The organism is Paracoccus sp. DMF (assembly GCF_004407025.1).
In the GTDB taxonomy this organism is placed as follows: domain Bacteria; phylum Pseudomonadota; class Alphaproteobacteria; order Rhodobacterales; family Rhodobacteraceae; genus Paracoccus; species Paracoccus aminovorans_B.
The window spans coordinates 76,233-97,327 of the sequence record NZ_SOKV02000011.1; the positions used below are offsets into that span (position 1 = coordinate 76,233).

General features: G+C 66.2%; 21 protein-coding genes. 7 read left to right on the forward strand and 14 right to left on the reverse strand.

The genetic code is table 11. The features are described from left to right. Window positions 1–2: 2 nt before the first annotated feature. The 13 genes from E3D03_RS08775 to E3D03_RS08835 form a co-directional block, all read right to left on the reverse strand. Window positions 3–167, reverse strand: coding sequence for a hypothetical protein (locus E3D03_RS08775; RefSeq protein WP_156429124.1), 165 nt, complete (start codon window positions 165–167; stop codon window positions 3–5). 129 nt (window positions 168–296) lie between these two features. Beyond that, window positions 297–1,079, reverse strand: a complete 783-nt coding sequence (locus E3D03_RS08780) for a succinate dehydrogenase iron-sulfur subunit (RefSeq protein WP_026155167.1) — start codon at window positions 1,077–1,079, stop codon at window positions 297–299. Between the two features lie 58 nt (window positions 1,080–1,137). Next, entirely contained in the window at window positions 1,138–1,449 is a 312-nt protein-coding gene (locus E3D03_RS08785) for a hypothetical protein (RefSeq protein WP_263566652.1), read from the reverse strand. Then, on the reverse strand, window positions 1,449–1,802 hold the full coding sequence (locus E3D03_RS08790; RefSeq protein WP_062561946.1) for a hypothetical protein: 354 nt from the start codon (window positions 1,800–1,802) through the stop codon (window positions 1,449–1,451). Before E3D03_RS08790 ends, E3D03_RS08785 begins: the two co-directional genes overlap by 1 nt. Further along, window positions 1,802–3,604 (reverse strand): succinate dehydrogenase flavoprotein subunit, encoded by a 1,803-nt coding sequence (sdhA, locus tag E3D03_RS08795; RefSeq protein WP_263566653.1) that lies wholly within the window; start codon window positions 3,602–3,604, stop codon window positions 1,802–1,804. Before sdhA ends, E3D03_RS08790 begins: the two co-directional genes overlap by 1 nt. A 9-nt stretch (window positions 3,605–3,613) precedes the next feature. Next, the gene (sdhD, locus tag E3D03_RS08800) at window positions 3,614–4,003 is read right to left on the reverse strand and encodes a succinate dehydrogenase, hydrophobic membrane anchor protein (protein WP_017998570.1); all 390 of its coding nucleotides are present in this window, start codon (window positions 4,001–4,003) and stop codon (window positions 3,614–3,616) included. 11 nt (window positions 4,004–4,014) lie between these two features. Further along, window positions 4,015–4,407: a succinate dehydrogenase, cytochrome b556 subunit gene (gene sdhC, locus E3D03_RS08805; RefSeq protein ID WP_017998571.1), complete on the reverse strand. Its 393-nt coding sequence runs from the start codon at window positions 4,405–4,407 to the stop codon at window positions 4,015–4,017. 215 nt (window positions 4,408–4,622) lie between these two features. Then, window positions 4,623–5,057, reverse strand: coding sequence for a hypothetical protein (locus tag E3D03_RS08810; RefSeq protein WP_263566654.1), 435 nt, complete (start codon window positions 5,055–5,057; stop codon window positions 4,623–4,625). Next, window positions 5,054–6,088: a MaoC family dehydratase gene (locus tag E3D03_RS08815; RefSeq protein ID WP_263566655.1), complete on the reverse strand. Its 1,035-nt coding sequence runs from the start codon at window positions 6,086–6,088 to the stop codon at window positions 5,054–5,056. The genes E3D03_RS08810 and E3D03_RS08815 overlap by 4 nt, the downstream gene beginning before the upstream one ends. Further along, on the reverse strand, window positions 6,085–6,291 hold the full coding sequence (locus E3D03_RS08820; RefSeq protein WP_062561941.1) for a DUF1737 domain-containing protein: 207 nt from the start codon (window positions 6,289–6,291) through the stop codon (window positions 6,085–6,087). Before E3D03_RS08820 ends, E3D03_RS08815 begins: the two co-directional genes overlap by 4 nt. After that, a complete protein-coding gene (locus tag E3D03_RS08825) occupies window positions 6,292–6,834 on the reverse strand; it encodes an NnrU family protein (protein WP_263566656.1) in 543 nt (180 codons plus the stop codon). It lies immediately after the preceding gene. Between the two features lie 41 nt (window positions 6,835–6,875). Next, entirely contained in the window at window positions 6,876–7,715 is an 840-nt protein-coding gene (locus tag E3D03_RS08830) for an HpcH/HpaI aldolase/citrate lyase family protein (protein WP_263566657.1), read from the reverse strand. A gap of 80 nt (window positions 7,716–7,795) precedes the next feature. Continuing rightward, complete coding sequence (locus E3D03_RS08835) at window positions 7,796–8,530, reverse strand: sulfite exporter TauE/SafE family protein (RefSeq protein ID WP_062561938.1); 735 nt, start codon at window positions 8,528–8,530, stop codon at window positions 7,796–7,798. A gap of 188 nt (window positions 8,531–8,718) precedes the next feature. Between E3D03_RS08835 and mdh the strand changes: the two genes are divergently transcribed. Further along, window positions 8,719–9,681 (forward strand): malate dehydrogenase, encoded by a 963-nt coding sequence (gene mdh, locus E3D03_RS08840; RefSeq protein WP_062561937.1) that lies wholly within the window; start codon window positions 8,719–8,721, stop codon window positions 9,679–9,681. Between the two features lie 60 nt (window positions 9,682–9,741). On the opposite strand, the gene E3D03_RS08845 is transcribed toward mdh, so the two are convergent. Next, a complete protein-coding gene (locus tag E3D03_RS08845; RefSeq protein ID WP_263566658.1) occupies window positions 9,742–12,201 on the reverse strand; it encodes a beta strand repeat-containing protein in 2,460 nt (819 codons plus the stop codon). A gap of 274 nt (window positions 12,202–12,475) precedes the next feature. Between E3D03_RS08845 and sucC the strand changes: the two genes are divergently transcribed. From sucC to odhB, 6 genes are all read left to right on the forward strand, one after another. After that, on the forward strand, window positions 12,476–13,669 hold the full coding sequence (gene sucC / locus E3D03_RS08850; protein WP_263566659.1) for an ADP-forming succinate--CoA ligase subunit beta: 1,194 nt from the start codon (window positions 12,476–12,478) through the stop codon (window positions 13,667–13,669). Continuing rightward, a complete protein-coding gene (locus E3D03_RS08855) occupies window positions 13,669–14,190 on the forward strand; it encodes a hypothetical protein (protein WP_263566660.1) in 522 nt (173 codons plus the stop codon). The genes sucC and E3D03_RS08855 overlap by 1 nt, the downstream gene beginning before the upstream one ends. Window positions 14,191–14,194: 4 nt before the next feature. Next, on the forward strand, window positions 14,195–15,079 hold the full coding sequence (sucD, locus tag E3D03_RS08860; RefSeq protein ID WP_062561933.1) for a succinate--CoA ligase subunit alpha: 885 nt from the start codon (window positions 14,195–14,197) through the stop codon (window positions 15,077–15,079). Between the two features lie 179 nt (window positions 15,080–15,258). Next, window positions 15,259–16,398 (forward strand): glycosyltransferase family 2 protein, encoded by a 1,140-nt coding sequence (locus E3D03_RS08865; protein ID WP_263566661.1) that lies wholly within the window; start codon window positions 15,259–15,261, stop codon window positions 16,396–16,398. 20 nt (window positions 16,399–16,418) lie between these two features. After that, window positions 16,419–19,385 carry a 2-oxoglutarate dehydrogenase E1 component gene (locus E3D03_RS08870; protein WP_062561931.1) on the forward strand — a complete coding sequence of 989 codons (2,967 nt, stop codon included), beginning with the start codon at window positions 16,419–16,421 and terminating at the stop codon, window positions 19,383–19,385. A 1-nt stretch (window position 19,386) separates the two neighbouring features. Further along, window positions 19,387–20,925 (forward strand): 2-oxoglutarate dehydrogenase complex dihydrolipoyllysine-residue succinyltransferase, encoded by a 1,539-nt coding sequence (odhB, locus tag E3D03_RS08875; RefSeq protein ID WP_263566662.1) that lies wholly within the window; start codon window positions 19,387–19,389, stop codon window positions 20,923–20,925. The last annotated feature ends 170 nt before the right edge of the window (window positions 20,926–21,095 follow it).

Below are 21,095 nucleotides of genomic sequence, written 5' to 3' on the forward strand. Positions count from 1 at the left end.
TCTCAGGCGGCGAGACGAGGCTCGGCAGCTTCCAGCGGCATCGGATCAAAGCTGAAGTAACCGAACATCTGTTCCAGGACCGCCAGCCCCTGCACGTCGGTCCTGGTCTTGGCTTGCAGGACGGACAGTTTGGCCGGCTTCTTGCTGGTTTCGACTTGGGTTTTCATCTGTAGTCTCCGGGTCGATCATTGCATTCTCCCCGTCGAAAAAGATAACGCCGCGCTGCAGAAAAATAAACCTCTGCGACGCGGCGTAACTGGTGCGCCGTGGTATACCGGCTATGTTCCCCGTGCAGGTCAGACGATGCGGTCGACCATCATGTGCTTGATCGAGGCGATGGCCTTGGCCGGGTTCAACCCCTTGGGGCAGGTGTTGGTGCAGTTCATGATCGTGTGGCAGCGATACAGCTTGAACGGGTCTTCCAGGCTGTCGAGCCGATGCCCCGTCGCCTCGTCGCGCGAATCGATGATCCAGCGATAGGCGTGCAGCAGCGCCGCCGGGCCTAGGTAGCGGTCGCCGTTCCACCAGTAGCTCGGGCAGGAGGTCGAGCACGAGGCACACATCACGCATTCATAGAGGCCGTCCAGCTTCTTGCGGTCCTCGATCGACTGGCGCCATTCCTTGTCCGGGGTCGGCGTCTCGGTGATCAGATAGGGCTGGACCGAGGCGTGCTGGGCATAGAAATGCGTCAGGTCGGGGATCAGGTCCTTGACCACCGGCATATGCGGCAGCGGATAGATGTTGACGTCCTTGCCCTTGACCTCGTCGATGCCGAAGATGCAGGCGAGGCGGTTGCCGCCGTCGATGTTCATCGCGCAAGAGCCGCAGATCCCCTCGCGGCAGGAGCGGCGGAAGGTCAGGGTCGGGTCGATCTCGTTCTTGATCTTGATCAGCGCGTCCAGAACCATCGGCCCGCATTTGTCCAGGTCGATGAAATAGGTGTCGATGCGCGGGTTTTCCCCAGTGTCCGGGTCCCAGCGATAGATGTTGAAGCGGCGGACATTCTTGGCGCCCGCCGGCTTCGGCCAGGTCTTGCCGACCCGCATGCGGCTGTTCTTGGGAAGGGTAAGTTGGACCATTGGGTAACTCCTGGTGGTCAGACCGCCGGTGCGGTTCGGGTCAGAGCGGCCGGGGGCGTCAGCGCGCCCGCCAGCCCGGTTGTTCGTAAAGCGGCCGTGTGGGCATCTGGCCCGAGCGGCGCTGGACGCATTCCTGGAACACCTGCGACGGATCGCGGCCCATGATATAGTCCGAGGACACGCCGATCTGGACGAAGCCGCCGCGCACGCCATGCGAGCCGACGCCGATGCCCATCTCGGTGCGCGGGCCGGTGGCGTCGCGGGCATCGGCCAGGCAGGCGCGCTCGGCCTGCTCGACCGGGATCGGCGCGCAGGCCGCCAGGCCCAGCAGCAGGGCCGGGACCAGCAGCATCTGCGCGCCGCGCCGCATCAGGCGGTCCGCTTGGCCGCGGCTGCGGCGCCGGCGATGCATTGCGAGGTCGCCGGACGGCCGACGATGGCCGCGACCGCGCCGCTGGCATTGGCGCTGTCGGCGATGCTGGCCAGTTCGGCCGTGGTCGCGTTCGACATCACGCAATCGGTATAGGGCGCGACATTGGCGCCGGGCAGGCGCCGGGCCATCTCGCGGTTCACGACCACGCGGGCCGAGGAGCGGATGGCCGCATCCGGCGACGGCCCCGCCACCGGCGGCAGCGGCGCAGGCCCCGGCGCCATGCCGGGGTTCTGGACCACGCAGCCGGAAACGGCCAGCGCGGCCATGGTCAGGATCAGAGGAAGACGCATCAATAAACCCTCGCTTTGGGTGCGATCTTTTTCAGGTCGATCCCGCCCTCGTCCTGGGTGGTCAGGGGGTCCAGATGAACGGGCCGATAGGCCAGTCTAACATGGTTGCCTTCGACCCAGGCAAGCGAGTGCTTGCGCCAGTTGGCATCATCCCGCTCGGGCCAGTCCTCATGCGCATGCGCGCCACGGCTTTCCTTGCGCGCCTCGGCGGCGACGATGGTGGCCAGCGCGTTCGGCATCAGGTTGGTCAGCTCCAGCGTTTCCATCAGGTCGCTGTTCCAGATCAGGCTGCGGTCGGTGACCTTGACGTCGTTCAGCTTGGCGGCGATCGCCTCCATCTTCTGGGCGCCCTCGGCCAGGGTTTTGTCGGTGCGGAACACCGCCGCGTCGGCCTGCATGGTGCGCTGCATTTCCAGCCGCAGCTCGGCCGTCGGCACCGAACCGTTGGCGTTGCGGATACGGTCGAAACGGTCGAGGATCGCGTCCACCGCCGGCTTGTTCATCAGCGGGATCGGCGCGGCGCGGTCGACCACCTCGGCCGCGCGGATCGCCGCCGCCCGGCCGAAGACCACGAGGTCGATCAGCGAGTTCGAGCCCAGGCGGTTCGCGCCATGGACCGAGGCGCAGCCGGCCTCGCCCACCGCCATCAGGCCGGGGAAGACCGCGTCCGGGTTCTCCTCGGTCGGGTTCAGCACCTCGCCCCAATAGTTGGTCGGGATGCCGCCCATGTTGTAATGCACCGTCGGCAGGATCGGGATCGGCTCGCGCGTCACGTCCACGCCTGCGAAGATGCGGGCGGATTCGCTGATCCCCGGCAGGCGTTCGGCCAGGCTTTCCGGCGGCAGGTGCTGCAGGTTCAGGAACATGTGGTCCTTGTGCTCGCCCACGCCGCGGCCCTCGCGGATCTCCAGCGTGATGCAGCGCGACACCACGTCGCGCGAGGCCAGGTCCTTGTAGGTCGGGGCATAGCGTTCCATGAAGCGCTCGCCTTCCGAGTTGGTCAGGTAGCCGCCTTCGCCGCGCGCGCCCTCGGTGATCAGGCAGCCCGAGCCATAGATGCCGGTCGGGTGGAACTGCACGAATTCCATGTCCTGCAAGGGCAGGCCCGCGCGCGCCACCATGCCGCCGCCGTCGCCGGTGCAGGTATGGGCCGAGGTGGCGCTGAAATAGGCCCGGCCATAGCCGCCGGTCGCCAGCACCACCATCTTGGCGTTGAAGACATGCATGGTGCCGTCGTCCAGCTTCCAGCACACCACGCCGGTGCAGGCGCCGTCGGTGATCACCAGGTCCAGCGCGAAATATTCGATGAAGAACTCGGCCTTTTCCTTCAGCGACTGGCCATAGAGCGTGTGCAGGATGGCGTGGCCGGTGCGGTCGGCGGCGGCGCAGGTGCGCTGCACCGGCGGGCCTTCGCCGAATTCGGTGGTGTGGCCGCCGAAGGGACGCTGGTAGATCTTGCCCTCTTCGGTGCGACTGAACGGGACGCCGTAATGCTCCAGCTCATAGACTGCCTTCGGGGCCTCGCGCGCCAGGTATTCCATGGCGTCGGTGTCGCCCAGCCAGTCCGAGCCCTTGACGGTGTCATACATGTGCCACTGCCAGTTGTCGGGGCCCATGTTCGACAGGCTGGCGGCGATGCCGCCCTGCGCCGCGACCGTGTGCGAGCGGGTCGGGAAGACCTTGGTCACGCAGGCGGTGCGCAGCCCCTGCTCGGCCATGCCCAGCGTCGCGCGCAGGCCCGCGCCGCCGGCGCCGACCACCACGACATCGTAATCATGTGTCTGGATCTTGTAATCAGCCATGGCGGAACCTCAAAGCACGACGATCGCGCCCAGACCCATGCGGGCCAGCGCGTAGACGGCGCAGGCGATGACCGCCCAGCCGAAGATGACGGAGAAGATGATCGCGCCCTTGCGCACGCCGCCGTGGAAATAGTCGTCGATCATGATGCGGGTGCCCTTGATGAAATGCACCATGCCCACGATGACGAACAGCGCGGTGATCAGCGCCGGCAGCGGCCGGCCGAAATAGGCGACCAGCTCGGGATGCGGCAGGCCGATGGCGCGGGCGACGACGATCATGAACAGCGGCGTCAGCACGGTCAGCGCGACGGCGGAAACGGTCATGGCCCAATGGTGCTGGGTGCCCTCATGGGCGGAACCCAGGCCCTCGGCGGCTTTCAGCGGGGTAATGTAGCGCATGTCCGGCCCCCTTAGAACACGAAGAAGATGATCAGCGTCAGCACGGCCAGCACGACCGAGCCGGCGATGATCGCCTGGCTGGATTTCTGCGCCGTCTGGATCTCCAGCCCGCGGCCGGCGTCGTAGAACAGGTGGCGCAGCCCGGCGAGCAGGTGGTACCACAGCGCCCACATCGAGCCGGTCAGGATGATGAAGCCCAGCCAGGACCGGACCACCCAGTCGGCGCAGGCGAAGGCGCCCGGCGAGGTGACGGCGGCGACCAGCCACCAGACGATCAGCAGGATCCCGGCCACCAGCGCATGGCCGGTGATCCGCGTCATGATCGAGGTGATGGCGGCGAGTGGCAGGCGATAGACCTGCAGATGCGGTGACAGCGGCCGGTTGCCCCGGTTGACGTCAGCCATGATGCGCTCTCCTGCGTTCAGGGGCCCTCGGCGCGACAAGCGGCTGGCGGCGAGGGCTGGCCGAGAAATTGGGTCTGCTTCTAGTGGTTTTGTCGCATCTGTCACGGGGCGAGGCCAGATGAAAGGGCGAATATCACAAATTTTCGGCCTTTGTGATCACGCACTTGCCCCATGTGATCACATGCGCGATTCTGCTAGCGGTATCACCTCCCGTCTCACCGCAAATCCTCAAGAACCTGAGTAATTTTCTCGTTGAAACTGAAGAATATGATCTGATCCTTGCCGCCGACGGGGGCGGTGGCCAGCAGCAGGGCAAGCACGCCGGTGCCGGGCGGCTTCAGCCGGAACAGACTGATTTCCTGCGTCATTCCGCCCGGATCCTGCCGCCGCAGGATGGTCGAGCAATCGGCGAAGCCCGAGGGCAGCAGCACGGGCAGCTTGCCGATCACCGCGCCGTAACGCTCCTTCGCCTCGGGGACCAGCGGCGTAGCAAGGCGATAGAATGCATCGTAGCGGCCGGCCAGGAAGGCGGCCTTGGCCTCGTCCTGCACGGCCAGCGGCGCGAGCCCGTTCAGGGCGCAGGGCGGGGTCTGCGCCAGCGCCTGCCCGGCCCATGCCAGCGTCAGAAGAGCAAGCGCCGCCGGTCTCATGTCGGGATCAGCGCCCAATAGTCCAGATCCAGCAACACGTTCGGGGCGTATTTGCCCTGTTCGTCCTTCAGCGCGTGATCGCCGGCCGCGCCCTTTTGCGCCACCAGCCGCAGCCGGAGGGCACCGACGCCCGGCGCCGGGGTCTCGGCCTTGTCCAGCACCTCGGACCAGGCCCGCACGGTGTCGCCGGCAAAGCAGGGGTTGGCATGGGCGCCGCCGTTCAGCGCCACGATCATCTGCGCATTGGCGAGCCCGTTGAAGGACAGCGCCCGGGCCATGCTGATGACATGGCCGCCATAGATCAGCCGGCGGCCGTCCTCGCGCGCGGTGACGTCGAAATGCACCTTGGCGGTGTTCTGCCACAGGCGCGTGGCCAGCATATGCTCGGCCTCCTCGATGGTGACGCCATCGACATGGTCGATGATCTCGCCCAGGGCATAGTCGCCCCAGCGATGCGGCTCGCCGGCCAGCTCGAAATCGTAGCGGCTGAAATCCAGCCCCTCGGGCACCACCAGATCCGCGGCGGCCACGACCTTGGCCAGGTCCGGCACCACCGCATCGGGCGCCGGGCTGGCGGCATCGCGCTTGCGCACCATGACCCAACGCACATAGTCCAGCACCACCGCGCCGACCTGGTTGATGCCGCGGGTGCGGACCCAGACCACGCCGGACTTGCCGTTCGAGTTCTCCTTGAGCCCGATCACCTCGGATTCCGAGCGCAGCGTGTCGCCCGGCCAGACCGGCCGCAGCCAGCGGCCCTCGGCATAGCCCAGGTTCGCGATGGCGTTCAGACTGACATCCGGCACCGTCTTGCCAAAGACGGTGTGAAAGGCGATCAGGTCGTCCAGCGGCGAGCCTTCCAGCCCGCAATCGGCGGCGAAATCGTCCGAGGAATACAGCGCATGTCGCGCCGGATAAAGCGCGTGATACAGCGCGCGCTCGCCCTCGGCCACGGTGCGGGGGACGGCGTGGCGGATCACCTGGCCGATGCGGTAATCCTCGAAGAAACGGCCCGGATTGGTCTTGCTCATTGTTGTCCCAGCTTCATCTCGGGGTGATAGTCGTCGGCGATGTCCTTGGTCACGGCCTGGGCGCAGCGCATCTTTCCGCTGGCGGCATCAAAGCCATAGGACGGGCTGCCATAAAGCTCCCAGCCCTTGGACAGGGCGGCGCTGACCTTGTGGCAGAAGGCCGAGGTGTCCTCCTCGGTCAGCAGGCGATAGATCTTGGGCATTCAGCCTCCAAAGGGGTTGTAGCCCAGCCAGCGGTGGATCAGCCCGACCACCAGCAGGACCAGAACGGCGCCGACGGCGGCCATGACTTCCTTGCGGACCGGGAACGGGCCGGCGGGCGGGGTCCAGACCGGCTGGGCCCGGTTGATCACCGCCATCTCGACCAGCGCCCAGACCAGCAGCCCGCCGAACAGGACAAAGCTGGGCAGGTCGCCGTTCGGCAGCAGATGCGCAAAGGCCCAGAGCGCAAAGCCGGTCAGCTGCGGATGGCGGATGCGCGCGGTGATGCGGGTCTTCATGCCGGCGGCCGCGAACAGGTAGAAACCCACCAGCACCAGCAGGTTGTTGATGCCCTTGAGCGGCGCCGAAGCGCCCCACCACCAGGGCCCGTCCGCCAGGCGATAGCCGAAGATCATCAGAACCACCGACAGCGCCAGCAGCCCGGCTACGCCGCCGCGCCCCAGCCGGGCGCGCAGGCCCGGCGCCAGCCGCTTCGAGAGATGCGCCGCCCACCACAGGGCCACGCCAAGGATCAGGATCAACATCTGGCTTTCCCCTTGCTGGATGTATCCGGCGCAGGTTGGACCTAGCTGGCCAGACGCGCAATGGCCTCGGCCTTGGCCAGCGTGCCGCGCGCGGTGGCGACATGCAGGTTCTCGACGATGCGGCCGTCGACCACGGCCACGCCCTTGCCCTGCGCCGAGGCGGCGTCGAAGGCCTCGATCTGGCGCCGGGCCAGGTCGATCTCGTCCCCGCTGGGCGCGAAGACGGCATTGGCGATCTCGACCTGGGCGGGGTGGATCAGGGTCTTGCCGTCGAAGCCCATGTCGCGGCCCTGCTCGCATTCGGCACGCAGGCCGTCGTCGTCCTTGAAGGTATTGTAGACGCCATCGACGATCACCCGGCCATGCGCGCGGGCGGCCAGCAGGCACAGGCCGAGGCCCGCCATCATCGGCAGGCGGTCGGGGCGGAAGCGGCTGCCCAGGTCCTTGGCCAGGTCGTTGGTGCCCATGACCATGCCGGCCAAGCGGGGATGGGCGGCGATGGCGCCGGCGTTCAGCATCCCGGCCGGCGTCTCCATCATCGCCCAGAACGGGGTTTCGGACACCAGCGCGGCCACGCGGTCCAGATCCTCGGGGCGGCTGACCTTGGGGATCAGCACCGCATCGGCGCCGCTGGCAAAGGCGCGGGCGTCATCCTGGCCCCATTCGGTATCCAGCCCGTTGATGCGCACGATCCGGGCGCGGGCGCCGTAATCCGTCTGCAGCGCCTGTTTCAGCATCTCGCGCGCCGCCGGCTTTTCACCGGGCGCCACCGCGTCCTCGAGGTCGAATATGATCGCATCCGCCGGCAGCGTGCGGGCCTTGTCCATGGCGCGGGCATTGGCCGCGGGGATGTAGAGAACTGAGCGATAGGGACGGGTCATCGGCGCCTCGCGTAATAATCTTGCGCGAAACTGCCCGCAAACGATCCGAATCGCAAGAGCTGTTTTGCCGCAGCGCGGCGTCAGAGCCCGTCCCAGATCAGTTTTGCCGAAACGATCATCAGCGCCCAGGTGATGAACCCATAGAAAACCTGCGGCGACATGCGCCTGACCAGCCACAGCCCCGCCAGCACGCCCAGGATGCCCGGCAGCATCAGCCCGGCCGAGATCGCCAGGTTGTGCAGCGACAACTGGCCCAGCATGGCATAGGGAATCAGCTTCACCGCATTGCAGATGGCAAAGAAGATCGTCGTGGTGCCGGCATAGGTCAGCGGCGGCATGTGCAGCGGTTGGGCATAGACCTGATAGGGCGCGGCGCCGGAATGGCTGACAAAGCTGGTATAGCCCGAGACCGTGCCCCAGAGCCCGCCGCGCAGCCGATCCGGCGCCCGCGCCGCCCCGCCCGCGCCGCGCCGCAGCAGAGCGTTCAGCGCGAAGGCCATGCCGATCACGCCGACGATCAGGCCAACCTGGCGGTCGTCGACCAGATGCGCCGTGGCCCAGCCCAGGCCGATGCCGGTGATCGCGCCCGGCACCACCGTCGCCAGCACCCTCGCGTCGAAATCGCGGCGAAAGGCGATCAGCCCGCCGATGTCCGAGACGACATAGACCGGCAGCAGGATCCCCGCCGCCTGCACCGGCGACATCACCAGCGCCATCAGCGGCACCGAGATCGTGCCCACCATCGACAGCCCGCCCTTGGCCAGGCCGATCGAAAAGGCGGCCACCGCCGCCAGCACCCAACCCAGCAGATCCATGCGCGTCTCCGGTATCCCCGGTCCCGGTTACGCCAGCCCGCCGACCTTGGCAACGCCGGGGACCGTTTCGGCATGTTAGCGGTTGACAGCGCGCAATCTTCTTGCTCGCGCGCCAAGATGGCTTGCGATTCCCATTCCAAGGGACTACCCCACCCCGCGAAACCATCATGGAAATCGGAGGTTGACTCATGGCCCGACCCAAGATCGCACTCATCGGTGCGGGGCAGATCGGCGGCACGCTGGCGCATCTGGCCGCGATGAAGGAACTGGGCGATGTCGTCCTGTTCGACATTGCCGAGGGCACGCCTCAGGGCAAGGCGCTGGACATCGCGCAATCGGGCCCGTCCGAGGGTTTCGACGCCGTGATGAAGGGCGCGAATGACTATGCCGACATCGCCGGCGCCGACGTCTGCATCGTGACCGCCGGCGTGCCGCGCAAACCCGGCATGTCGCGCGACGACCTTCTGGGCATCAACCTGAAGGTGATGAAATCGGTCGGCGAAGGCATCAAGCAATATGCCCCGAACGCCTTCGTGATCTGCATCACCAACCCGCTGGACGCGATGGTCTGGGCGCTGCGCGAGTTCAGCGGCCTGCCGGCCGAAAAGGTCGTCGGCATGGCCGGCGTGCTCGATTCGGCGCGCTTCCGCCACTTCCTGTCGCTGGAATTCGGCGTCTCGATGCGCGACGTGACCGCCTTCGTGCTGGGCGGCCATGGCGACACCATGGTGCCGCTGGCCCGCTATTCGACCGTCGCCGGCATCCCGCTGCCCGACCTGGTCAAGATGGGCTGGACCACGCAGGAAAAGCTGGACGCCATCGTGCAGCGCACCCGCGACGGCGGCGCCGAGATCGTCGGCCTGCTGAAGACCGGCTCGGCCTTCTACGCCCCGGCCACCTCGGCCATCGAGATGGCGGAAGCCTATCTGAAGGATCAGAAGCGCGTGCTGCCCTGCGCCGCCTATGTGGACGGCGCCTATGGGTTGAACGGCCTCTATGTCGGCGTGCCGACCGTGATCGGCGCCGGCGGCATCGAGAAGGTCATCGACATCGAGCTGAACAAGGACGAGCAGGCGATGTTCGACAAGTCGGTCGACGCGGTCAAGGGTCTGGTCGCGGCCTGCAAGGGCATCGACGCCTCGCTGGCCTGATCGGCGCCCTTCGGCAAACGGGAAACCCCGCGGCACGCAGCCGCGGGGTTTTTTCTTGGCTCAGACGAAGACGAAATCTCCGGCGTTCAGCACCCCGGCCTGCACGCCGGCCAGCGTGATGGTGGTGCCGCCGAAGCTGACCTCCGCCCCTGCCCCGGTCTGGCGGATGTCGAGGTCGTCGAAGCTGTCGTAACGCTCACCCTGCCAGTTGCCCGAGACGATGCGGATGCGGTCGATGCCGTCCTGCCAATCGGCAATGCGGTCGGCGCCGTTGTTGACGGCAAAGACGAAGGCATCGGCCCCGGCGCCGCCGTTCAGCAGGTCGTTGCCCACGCCGCCGTTCAGCACGTCGTTGCCGAGCCCGCCCAGAAGGGTATCGGCGCCGATGCCACCGTTCAGCGTGTCGTTGCCGCCCTGCCCTTCCAGCCGGTCGTTGCCGCCGGCGCCATTCAGCACGTTGTTCGCGGCATTGCCCAGCAGCCGGTCGGCGAAATTCGAGCCGTTCACGTTCTCGATGCTGTTCAGCCGGTCGGAGCCCTGCCCGCCGCCGATGAACTGCGCCGCAGTCAACGCCAGGTTGACAGTGACCCCGGCGCTGGCACCGCCATAGCCGGCGGTATCGACGCCCAGCCCGCCGTTCAGCACGTCGTTGCCGGCACCACCGACAAGCAGGTCGTTGCCCGCAGCGCCGAACAGCACATTGGCCGCGCCGTTGCCGGTCAGCACGTCGGCGAAGGCCGAACCGTTCACGTTCTCGATGTTGAGCAGGGTGTCGGTGCCCTGCCCGCCGCCGATGACCTGAGCCGTGGTCAGCGACAGGTTCACCCTCACGCCGCCGGTCGCCGCGCCATAGGCGGCCAGGTCGACGCCGGCGCCGCCGTCCAGCCGGTCATTGCCCGCCCCACCGTTCAGCGAGTCGCTGCCCGCCCCGCCGCGCACATAATCGTCGCCGCGGTGGCCGATGAACAGGTCGTTGCCGTCGTTCAACTCGATCCAGTCATAGCTGCTGGCCCCACCCACGCCGCTGATGTTGATGACGTCGGCGCCGCCGGTGCCTTCGATGTCATAGCCATAGAAGTTCAGCGTCTCGATGCTCTTGGCGGTATCGGCCGTCAGGATCAGGCGCGAGACGGTCAGATCGCCCACCAGCCGGATCTGGTCGCCGCCGTCGCCCCCGAAAAAGGTGTCCTGGCCGATATCGGTGCCCCAGAGATAGAAGACGTCGTCGCCGCTATCCCCGACCAGCCGGTCGTTGCCCGATCCGCCGATCAGGGTGTCGTTGCCGGCGCCGCCGTTCAGCGTGTCATTGCCGGAACCACCATCCACGTTGTCGTTGCCGCGATAGCCGGTGAATACGTCATTGCCGTCATACATATAGATGCGGCCATAGCTGCTGGCGTAGGTGATGCCGCTGATGTTGAAATTGTCCGCGCCGCCCGTGCCTTCGATATCGTAGCCATAGAAGTTCAGCGTCTCGGTGCTGAGGACGTTGGCCGAGGTCAGCTGCAGGCTCGACACCGTCACGTCCGAGACCATGCGGATCTCGTCGGCGCCGTCGCCGCCGTTGAAGACGTCGCGACCGAATTCCGTGCCGCCGATATAGAACACGTCGCTGCCGCTGCCACCCTCCAGCGAATCGTTGCCCGAGCCGCCGATCAGCGTGTCATTGCCAGCCCCGCCGCGCAGCGTATCGTTGCCCGAACCGCCATCGACATTGTCGTTGCCCTGATAGCCGATGAAGCTGTCATTGCCGTCATATATATAGATGCGGCCGTAGCTGCTGGCGTAGGTGATGCCGCTGATGTTGAAACTGTCCGCGCCGCCCGTGCCTTCGATGTCATAGCCATAGAAGTTCAGCGTCTCGGTGCTGAGCACGTTGGCCGAGGTCAGTTGCAGGCTCGAGACCGTCACGTCCGAGACCATGCGGATCTCGTCGGCGCCATCGCCGCCGGCAAAGATATCGCGGCCGAAATCGGTACCGCCGATATAGAACACGTCGCTGCCGCTGCCGCCAACGAGCGAATCGTCGCCCGAGCCGCCGATCAGCGTGTCGTTGCCCGCCCCGCCGCGCAGCGTGTCATTGCCCGAACCGCCATCGACATTGTCGTTGCCCAGGTAGCCGGTGAAGCTGTCATTGCCGTCATTCATATAGATGCGGTCATAGCTGCCGGTATAGGTGATGCCGCTGATGTCGAAGACATCGTTGCCGCCGGTGCCCTCGATATCATAGCCATAGAAGTTCAGCGTCTCGGTGCTGGAAAGATGCGCCGCATCCAGCAGCAGGCTCGACACCGTCAGGTCGGAATAGAGCCGGATCTGGTCGGCACCCTCGCCGCCGTTGAAGAAATCCGTGCCCGGTCCGGTGCCGCCGATCGCGAAGACGTCGTTGCCCGTGCCGCCGATCAACGTGTCGTTGCCGCCATAGCCATAGATCGTGTCATTGCCCGCCAGGCCGTCGATCGTCTCGGACGATTCGGTACCCCGCAACGTATCGTTGTCGTTCGTCGGATAATCCGCCATGTTTCAAATCCTGCGTTTCCAGAAATTTCGCCCGGTCAGTTCTGGCGCCGGCAGCGGCAAAGTCAAAGCAAAAGCGGGTTGACGCAGGGGCAACCGCGACCGCTCCGATCCTGCTTGCGGTAACGGTCCGGGCTTTTGCGATCACAGCCTGAACGGCTGTGATCACAAACCCGCAAAAGCGGCGGGTTTTCTGCAAATCCCGGCGCATAGTGCTTTGGAGGCCGGCGCGGATGTGCCACAAGCCCGGCCAACCGACTAATGCGGGGGAACTCAGATGAACATCCACGAATACCAGGCCAAGGCGCTGCTGCGCCAATACGGCGCCCCGGTCTCGGACGGCCGCGTCGTCGTCAAGGCCGACGAGGCGAAATCCGCCGCGGGCGAGCTGGACGGGCCGCTTTGGGTCGTCAAGGCGCAGATCCACGCCGGCGGCCGCGGCAAGGGCCATTTCAAGGAAGCGGCCGCCGGTGAAAAAGGCGGCGTCCGCCTGGCGAAATCCGTGGCCGAGGCCGAGGAACTGACCCGGCAGATGCTGGGCCGCACCCTGGTCACGCACCAGACCGGCGAGTCCGGCAAGCAGGTCAACCGCATCTATATCGAGGACGGCAGCGACATCGAGCGCGAGCTGTATCTGGCGCTGCTGGTCGACCGCCAGACCTCGCGCGTGAGCTTCGTCGCCTCGACCGAGGGCGGCATGGACATCGAGGAAGTCGCGGCCTCGACCCCGGAAAAGATCGTCAGCTTCTCGGTCGATCCGGCCTCGGGGCTCTCGGACTTCCACGGCCGCCGCGTGGCCTTCGCGCTGGGTCTGACCGGCGGCCAAGTCAAGCAATGCGTGGCGCTGATCCGCAATCTGTATCGCATGTTCATCGAGAAGGACATGGAGATGCTGGAGATCAACCCGCTGATCGTGACCAAGGAAGGCAACCTCAAGGCGCTGGACGCCAAGATGGGCTTCGACAACAACGCGCTCTATCGCCAGCCCGACATCATGGCGCTGCGCGACGAGACCGAGGAAGACCCGAAAGAGCTGGCCGCCTCCAAGTTCGACCTGAACTATATCGCGCTGGACGGCGAGATCGGCTGCATGGTGAACGGCGCGGGCCTTGCCATGGCGACCATGGACATCATCAAGCTGTTCGGCGCCGAGCCCGCGAACTTCCTTGACGTCGGCGGCGGCGCCACCAAGGAAAAGGTCACCGAGGCGTTCAAGATCATCACCTCGGACCCGAACGTGAAGGGCATCCTGGTCAATATCTTCGGCGGCATCATGCGCTGCGACATCATCGCCGAGGGCATCATCGCCGCGGTGAAGGAAGTCGGGTTGCAAGTCCCGCTGGTCGTGCGCCTGGAAGGCACCAACGTCGAGCTGGGCAAGGAGATCATCTCGAAATCCGGCCTGAACGTGATCGCCGCCGACGACCTGTCGGATGCGGCGCAGAAGATCGTGAAGGCGGTGAAGGGCTGATGCAAATCGCTGATCTGCCCGGCCGTTATTTTGGCTTTGATCGAGCCAACGCAGCAGCGTTGGCTCACAAAGCCGCAATGCGAGATGCGATTTCTCTCATTGCTCTTAGCGGAACATCCTATCTTCCCAACACTGAAATTGCGGAAGAACTAGGGGCGCAGATCATGGACCGAACCACTAGCTTCTCAATTCACGCACGGCGGGCACTAGAAATTTATGATATCCGCGGTATCGAAATTGAAGGCGGCAGGTGGCGCTTCATTGCGCGTCCGCAGGACTACAATGAAGAACGGTCTCTATTCCAAGCGACGAACATCATTCTTCACGCCAGAAAATTACGCACTTTCATCATGCAGCGCGATACCGAAATCTTCAACGATGCCGGTCACGAATGGGTCGTCACTCACATCGAAGCCGAGTCGGATCGCAACGAAACGAAGCACATTTCGCCATGGGGCATGGCTTACAGCTACTTGAATGCTGTGGCCGGTCACGTCGCAGAAATGAATGCAAGGGTATGAGCTAATGGCCGTTCTCGTCAACAAAGACACCAAAGTCATCTGCCAGGGCATCACCGGCTCGCAAGGCACGTTCCACACCGAACAGGCGATCGCCTACGGCACCAAGATGGTCGGCGGCGTGACCCCCGGCAAAGGCGGCAGCGAACACCTGGGCCTGCCGGTCTTCAACTCGGTCCACGAGGCCGTGGCGAAAACCGGCGCCAATGCGACCGCGATCTATGTGCCGCCGCCCTTCGCGGCCGATTCGATCCTGGAAGCCATCGACGCCGAGATCCCGCTGATCGTCGCCATCACCGAGGGCATCCCGGTCCTCGACATGATGAAGGTCAAGCGCGCACTGCAAGGCTCGAAATCGCTGCTGATCGGGCCGAACTGCCCCGGCATCATGACGCCCGACGAATGCAAGATCGGCATCATGCCCGGCAGCATCTTCAAGCGCGGCTCGGTCGGCGTCGTGTCGCGTTCCGGCACGCTGACCTATGAGGCGGTGAAGCAGACTTCGGACGTGGGCCTGGGCCAGTCCTCGGCCGTCGGCATCGGCGGCGACCCGATCAAGGGCATGGAGCATATCGACGTGCTGCGCATGTTCCTGGACGACCCCGAGACCGAGTCGATCATCATGATCGGCGAGATCGGCGGTTCCGCCGAGGAAGAGGCCGCCGAGTTCCTGGCCGAGCAGAAGCGCAAGGGCAAGTGGAAGCCGACCGCCGGCTTCATCGCCGGGCGCACCGCGCCGAAGGGCCGCCGCATGGGCCATGCCGGCGCCATCGTCTCGGGCGGCAAGGGCGACGCGGAATCCAAGATCGAGGCCATGAAATCGGCCGGGATCATCGTCGCCGACAGCCCTGCCGGTCTGGGCGAAGCCGTGCTGAAGGCTCTCGGCCGGTAACGTCTTCGTAGGGTTTTTGACTTAGGCGTGGTCCCTGCCTACCTTGCGGGGGCCGCGCCGAAACCATCCAAGCCAGGTGCCAGAGTGGACCGCCCCCGTCGCCAGATCGCCTTTCGACCCGCCCAGGCCCGGCCCTGTCGCGCGGCGGCGTCCCGGCCCGTCCCCTGCGGGAGGCGAGGATGACCCCCGCGCCTGCCCCCGACCCGCAGCGCGCCGAAAGCTGGGCGCTGTGCGTCTCGACCTACAATCGCGGCGCCATGCTCTGCGACTGCGTGCGCCATGCGCTGACCTCCACCGAACCGCCGGCCGAGATCGTCATCGTCGATGCCAGCGACGACTGGCAGCAGAACCGCGCCGGCGTCGAGGCGGTGATCGCCGAGACCGGCCCCTGCCCGCTGACCTATGTGCCCGCCCATCGCAAGTCGCTGACCGCGCAGCGCAACCAAGGCATCGCCTTGGCCGGCGCCGACATCCTGTTCCTGATCGACGATGACGCCATGCTGCACCGCCAGGCGGCGGCGCGGATCATGGCGCATTACCGCGCCGATGCCCGCGGCCGGATCGTGGCGATCTCCTGCTGCAACACGCCCCTGGACCGGGCGCCGCAGCCGGGTGCCGCGATCAAGGCGACCAACCGCGCCGGCGCCCTGGTCGCGAACCGGCGCTCGCGCGGCCTCGACCTGGCGCTGCGCCACCTGCTGATGATCCCGGCCGACCAGCGCTTTGTCGGCTACGACCGGCCCGAACGGCGCTGGCACGGCGACGCGAGCCTGCCCGAGGGGCTGGCTCGCGTGGATTTCATCACCGGCTTCGCCCTGACCCTGCGCCGTTCCGTGGCGCTGGCCGAGCCCTTCGACGACGGGCTGGTCGGCAGCGCCATCGCCGAGGACCTGGACGCGAGCTATCGCTTCGGCCGGCACGGGATCCTGGCCTTTGCCCCCGACGCGCCGATCCACCACCTCGAGGCGGCGGCCGGCCGCGACCGGCGCCGGGTGAATACCGCCCTGGCGCTTCTGAACATCGCCTATTTCATCCGCCGCAATTCGGACCGGCAGGGCCGCGATTTCGCCCGCTATGCGCTGTGGTATCTGCGCATGGTGCTGGCCGAGCTGCCCAAGGACCTGGCGGGCGGGCGCTGGGATCTGCCGCAGCTGCGCGGCGCCCTGCTGGCCGGGCGGCAACTCCCGGCCCTGCTGCGCCAGCCGCGCGCCGGCCTGCCGCAATGGTATCAGGATCGACAGACAACGCTGATGGCCGGCACGCGGGCCAGCCACGGCCACAAGACCAAGGACGCCCTGGACCAGGGCGCCAACCGATAGGATTTCCCGGAGGCAATGCCATGAACGATCAATCTCCCAACTCGGCCTTCCACGATTCCAGTTTCCTGCAAGGCCATAACGCCGCCTATGTCGAGCAGCTCTATGGCCGCTGGGCCCAGGATCCGGCGGCGGTCGATCAGGCCTGGGACGCCTTCTTCCGCAGCCTCGGCGACGAGGAAGCCACCGTCACGCGCGAGGCCAAGGGCGCAAGCTGGCAACGCCGCGACTGGCCGCCGATGCCGTCGGACGAGCTGACCTCGGCGCTGACCGGCGAATGGCCGATGTCGTCCAAGTCCGAGGCCAAGGCCGCGCTGGACAAGATCGCCGCCAAGGCCGGCGAAAAGGGCGTCAGCCTGACCGACGAGCAGCTGAAGCGCGCCGTGCTGGACAGCGTGCGCGCCATCATGCTGATCCGCGCCTTCCGCATCCGCGGCCATCTGCATGCCGACCTGGATCCGCTTGGCATGCGCGAGGTCCCCGGCGATGGCGAGCTGGACCCCAAGACCTACGGTTTTTCGGACGCCGACCTGGACCGGCCGATCTTCATCGACAATGTGCTGGGCATGCAGATCGCCTCGGTCCGGCAGATCACCGACCTGATGCGGCGCACCTATTGCGGCACCTTCGCGCTGCAGTTCATGCATATCTCGGACCCCGAGCAGGCCGCCTGGCTGAAGGAACGCATCGAGGGTTATGGCAAGGAAATCGCCTTTACCCGCGAAGGCCGCCGCGCCATCCTGAACAAGCTGGTCGAGGCCGAGGGCTTCGAGAAGTTCCTGCATGTCAAGTACATGGGCACCAAACGCTTCGGCCTTGACGGCGGCGAGGCGTTGATCCCGGCCATGGAGCAGATCATCAAGCGCGGCGGCGCGCTTGGCGTCAAGGAGGTGGTCTTCGGCATGCCGCACCGCGGCCGGCTGTCGGTTCTGGCCAATGTGCTGAACAAGCCCTATCGCGCCATCTTCCACGAATTCCAAGGCGGCAGCTACAAGCCCGAGGACGTGGACGGCTCGGGCGACGTGAAATACCACCTCGGCGCCAGTTCGGACCGCACCTTCGACGACAATACCGTGCACCTGTCGCTGACCGCGAACCCCAGCCACCTCGAGGCGGTGAACCCGGTGGTGCTGGGCAAGGTCCGCGCCAAGCAGGACCAGCTGTCAGACCAGGCGCATCGCTCGGCCGTGCTGCCGATCCTCTTGCATGGCGACGCGGCTTTCGCCGGCCAGGGCATCGTCGCGGAATGCTTCCAGCTTTCGGGCATCCGCGGCCACCGCACCGGCGGCACCATCCATATCGTGGTGAACAACCAGATCGGCTTTACCACGGCGCCGCATTTCAGCCGCACCTCGCCCTATCCGACCGATATCGCGCTGATGGTCGAGGCGCCGATCTTCCACGTCAATGGCGACGACCCCGAGGCGGTGGTCCATGCCGCCCGCGTCGCGACCGAGTTCCGGCAGAAGTTCCACAAGGACGTGGTAATCGACATCTTCTGCTATCGCCGCTTCGGTCACAACGAAGGCGACGAGCCGATGTTCACCAACCCGGCGATGTACAAGTCGATCAAGGGCCACAAGACCACCTTGCAGCTTTACACCGACCGGCTGGTCGCCGACGGGCTGGTGCCCGAGGGCGAGATCGAGGAAATGAAGGCCGCCTTCCAGGCGCATCTGAACGACGAGTTCGAGGTCGGCAAGAACTTCAAGCCGAACAAGGCCGACTGGCTGGACGGCAAGTGGTCGGGCCTGGCCGCCGAAGGCGAGGAATACAACGCCGGCCAGACCGGCATCGCCCCCGAGACCATGGCCGAGATCGGCACCGCGCTGACCCGCGTGCCGGACGGGTTCGAGCTGCACAAGACCGTCGGCCGGCTGCTGGAAGCCAAGAAGCAGATGTTCGAGACCGGCAAGGGCTTCGACTGGGCCACGGGCGAGGCGCTTGCCTATGGCTCGCTGCTGGTCGAGGGCCATCCGGTGCGGCTGTCGGGCCAGGACTCGACGCGCGGCACCTTCTCGCAGCGCCATTCCGCCTTCATCGACCAGGCCACCGAAGAGCGTTACTATCCGCTGAACCACATCCGCGGCGGGCAGGCGCGCTATGAGGTCACCGACTCGATGCTGTCGGAATATGCGGTGCTGGGCTTCGAATACGGCTATTCGCTGGCCGAGCCCAACACGCTGACCCTGTGGGAAGCCCAGTTCGGCGATTTCGCCAATGGCGCGCAGATCATGTTCGACCAGTTCATCAACTCGGGCGAGAAGAAATGGCTGCGCATGTCGGGCCTGGTGGTGCTGATGCCGCATGGCTACGAAGGCCAGGGCCCGGAGCACAGCTCGGCCCGGCTGGAGCGCTGGCTGCAGATGTCGGCCGAGGATAACTGGATCGTGGCGAACTGCACCACGCCGGCGAACTATTTCCACATCCTGCGCCGGCAGCTGAAGCGTCCGTTCCGCAAGCCGCTGATGATGATGACGCCGAAATCGCTGCTGCGCCATCCGCTGGCGGTCTCGACGGCCGAGGAGTTCACCACCGGCTCGAACTTCCACCGCGTGCTCTGGGACGATGCCGAGCGCGGCAATTCGCAGCTGACCCTGAAGCCCGACAATGAGATCCGCCGCGTGGTGGTCTGCTCTGGCAAGGTCTATTACGACCTCTTGCAGGCCCGCGATGCGGCCGGCGCCGACGACGTCTATATCCTGCGGCTGGAACAGTTCTATCCCTTCCCGGCCCAGGCCATGTCGAAGGAGCTGGAACGGTTCAAGACCGCCGAGGTGGTCTGGTGCCAGGAAGAGCCCAAGAACATGGGCGGCTGGAGCTTCGTCGAGCCGAACATCGAATGGGTGCTGTCGCGCATCGGCGCCACGCATGGCCGCGCGCGCTATGTCGGCCGCGCCGCCTCGGCCTCGCCCGCGACCGGTCTCGCCTCGCGCCACAAGGCCGAGCAGGAGGCGCTGGTCGGCGAAGCCATCACGGTCGGTGGATAAGATGGCTGTGGAACTCCGCGTCCCCACTTTGGGGGAATCGGTCTCGGAGGCGACGGTGGCGACCTGGTTCAAGAAACCGGGCGACCGCGTCGCCGTCGATGAGATGCTGTGCGAGCTGGAAACCGACAAGGTGACGGTCGAGGTGCCCTCGCCCGTCGCCGGCAAGCTGGCCGAGATCGTCGCGCCCGAGGGCGCGGTGGTCGCGCCCAACGCCCTGCTCGCGCAGATCATGGAACAGGGCGATGCAGGCCCCGAGGAAATGTTGCCCAAGGCAGATACGGGCACCAACGCCCAGGAAGGACAGAAAAAGATGAGCGGAAAATCCGTGGACGTGATGGTGCCCACCCTGGGCGAAAGCGTGACCGAAGCCACGGTCGCGACCTGGTTCAAGAAGGCCGGCGACAGCGTCACCCAGGACGAGATGCTGTGCGAGCTGGAAACCGACAAGGTCTCGGTCGAGGTGCCCGCCCCCGCCTCGGGCGTGCTGGCCGAGATCCTGGCGCCCGAGGGCATGACGGTGGACGCCGGTGCGCGCCTGGCCATCATCACCGAAGGCGCCGCCGGTGCGGCCGCCCCCGCCAAGGCCGAGCCCGAGGCGAAGAAGGCCGCCGCGGTGGAATCGCCCGGCGCCGGCCCCGAGACGCCGAAGCCCCGCGACATCGAGGACGCGCCCGCGGCCAAGAAGGCCATGGCCGAGGCCGGGATCTCGCGCGATGCCGTCACCGGCAGCGGCCGCGACGGCCGGGTGATGAAAGAGGACGTGGCCCGCGCCGGCACCGCGCCGGCGGCGGCCCCCGCCCCCGCCCAGGCGCCGCGCTCGCCCAGCTCGGCCGAGGATGCGGCGCGCGAGGAGCGGGTCAAGATGACCCGGCTGCGCGCCACCATCGCCCGCCGGCTGAAGGACGCCCAGAACACCGCCGCCATGCTGACCACGTATAACGAGGCGGACATGAAGGCGATCATGGACCTGCGCAACGAATACAAGGACCAGTTCGAGAAGAAGCACAAGGTCAAGCTGGGCTTCATGTCCTTCTTCGTGAAGGCCTGCTGCCACGCCCTGAAGGAAGTGCCCGAGGTCAATGCCGAGATCGACGGCGGCGACGTGGTCTACAAGCATTTCGTCCACATGGGCGTCGCCGTCGGCACGCCGAACGGGCTGGTGGTGCCGGTGCTGCGCGACGCCGACCGCAAGAGCTTCGCCCAGATCGAGAAGGAAATCGCCGAGCTGGGCGCCAAGGGCCGCGACGGCAAGCTGACCATGGCCGAGATGCAGGGCGGCACCTTCACCATCTCGAACGGCGGCGTCTATGGCTCGCTGATGTCCTCGCCGATCCTGAACCCGCCGCAGTCGGGCATCCTGGGCATGCACAAGATCCAGGACCGCCCGGTCGTCGTGGACGGCCAGATCACCATCCGCCCGATGATGTATCTGGCGCTGAGCTACGACCACCGCATCGTGGACGGCAAGGGCGCCGTGACCTTCCTGGTGCGGGTGAAAGAGGCGCTGGAGGATCCGCGCCGCCTGCTGATGGATCTGTGATCCATGGCGATGCGCGCATCCTTCTCTCTCGGCCGCGCCGGGACCGGGCGCGCGCATCCCGCCTGTGCATCCTGCGGTGCACGGGCTGTGTACGGGCGGTGTACGCCCGCTGCACGGCTGTCACGGCGCAAATCCCGGCAATTGCTGGGCGAAACCCGCATCGTGCGGCC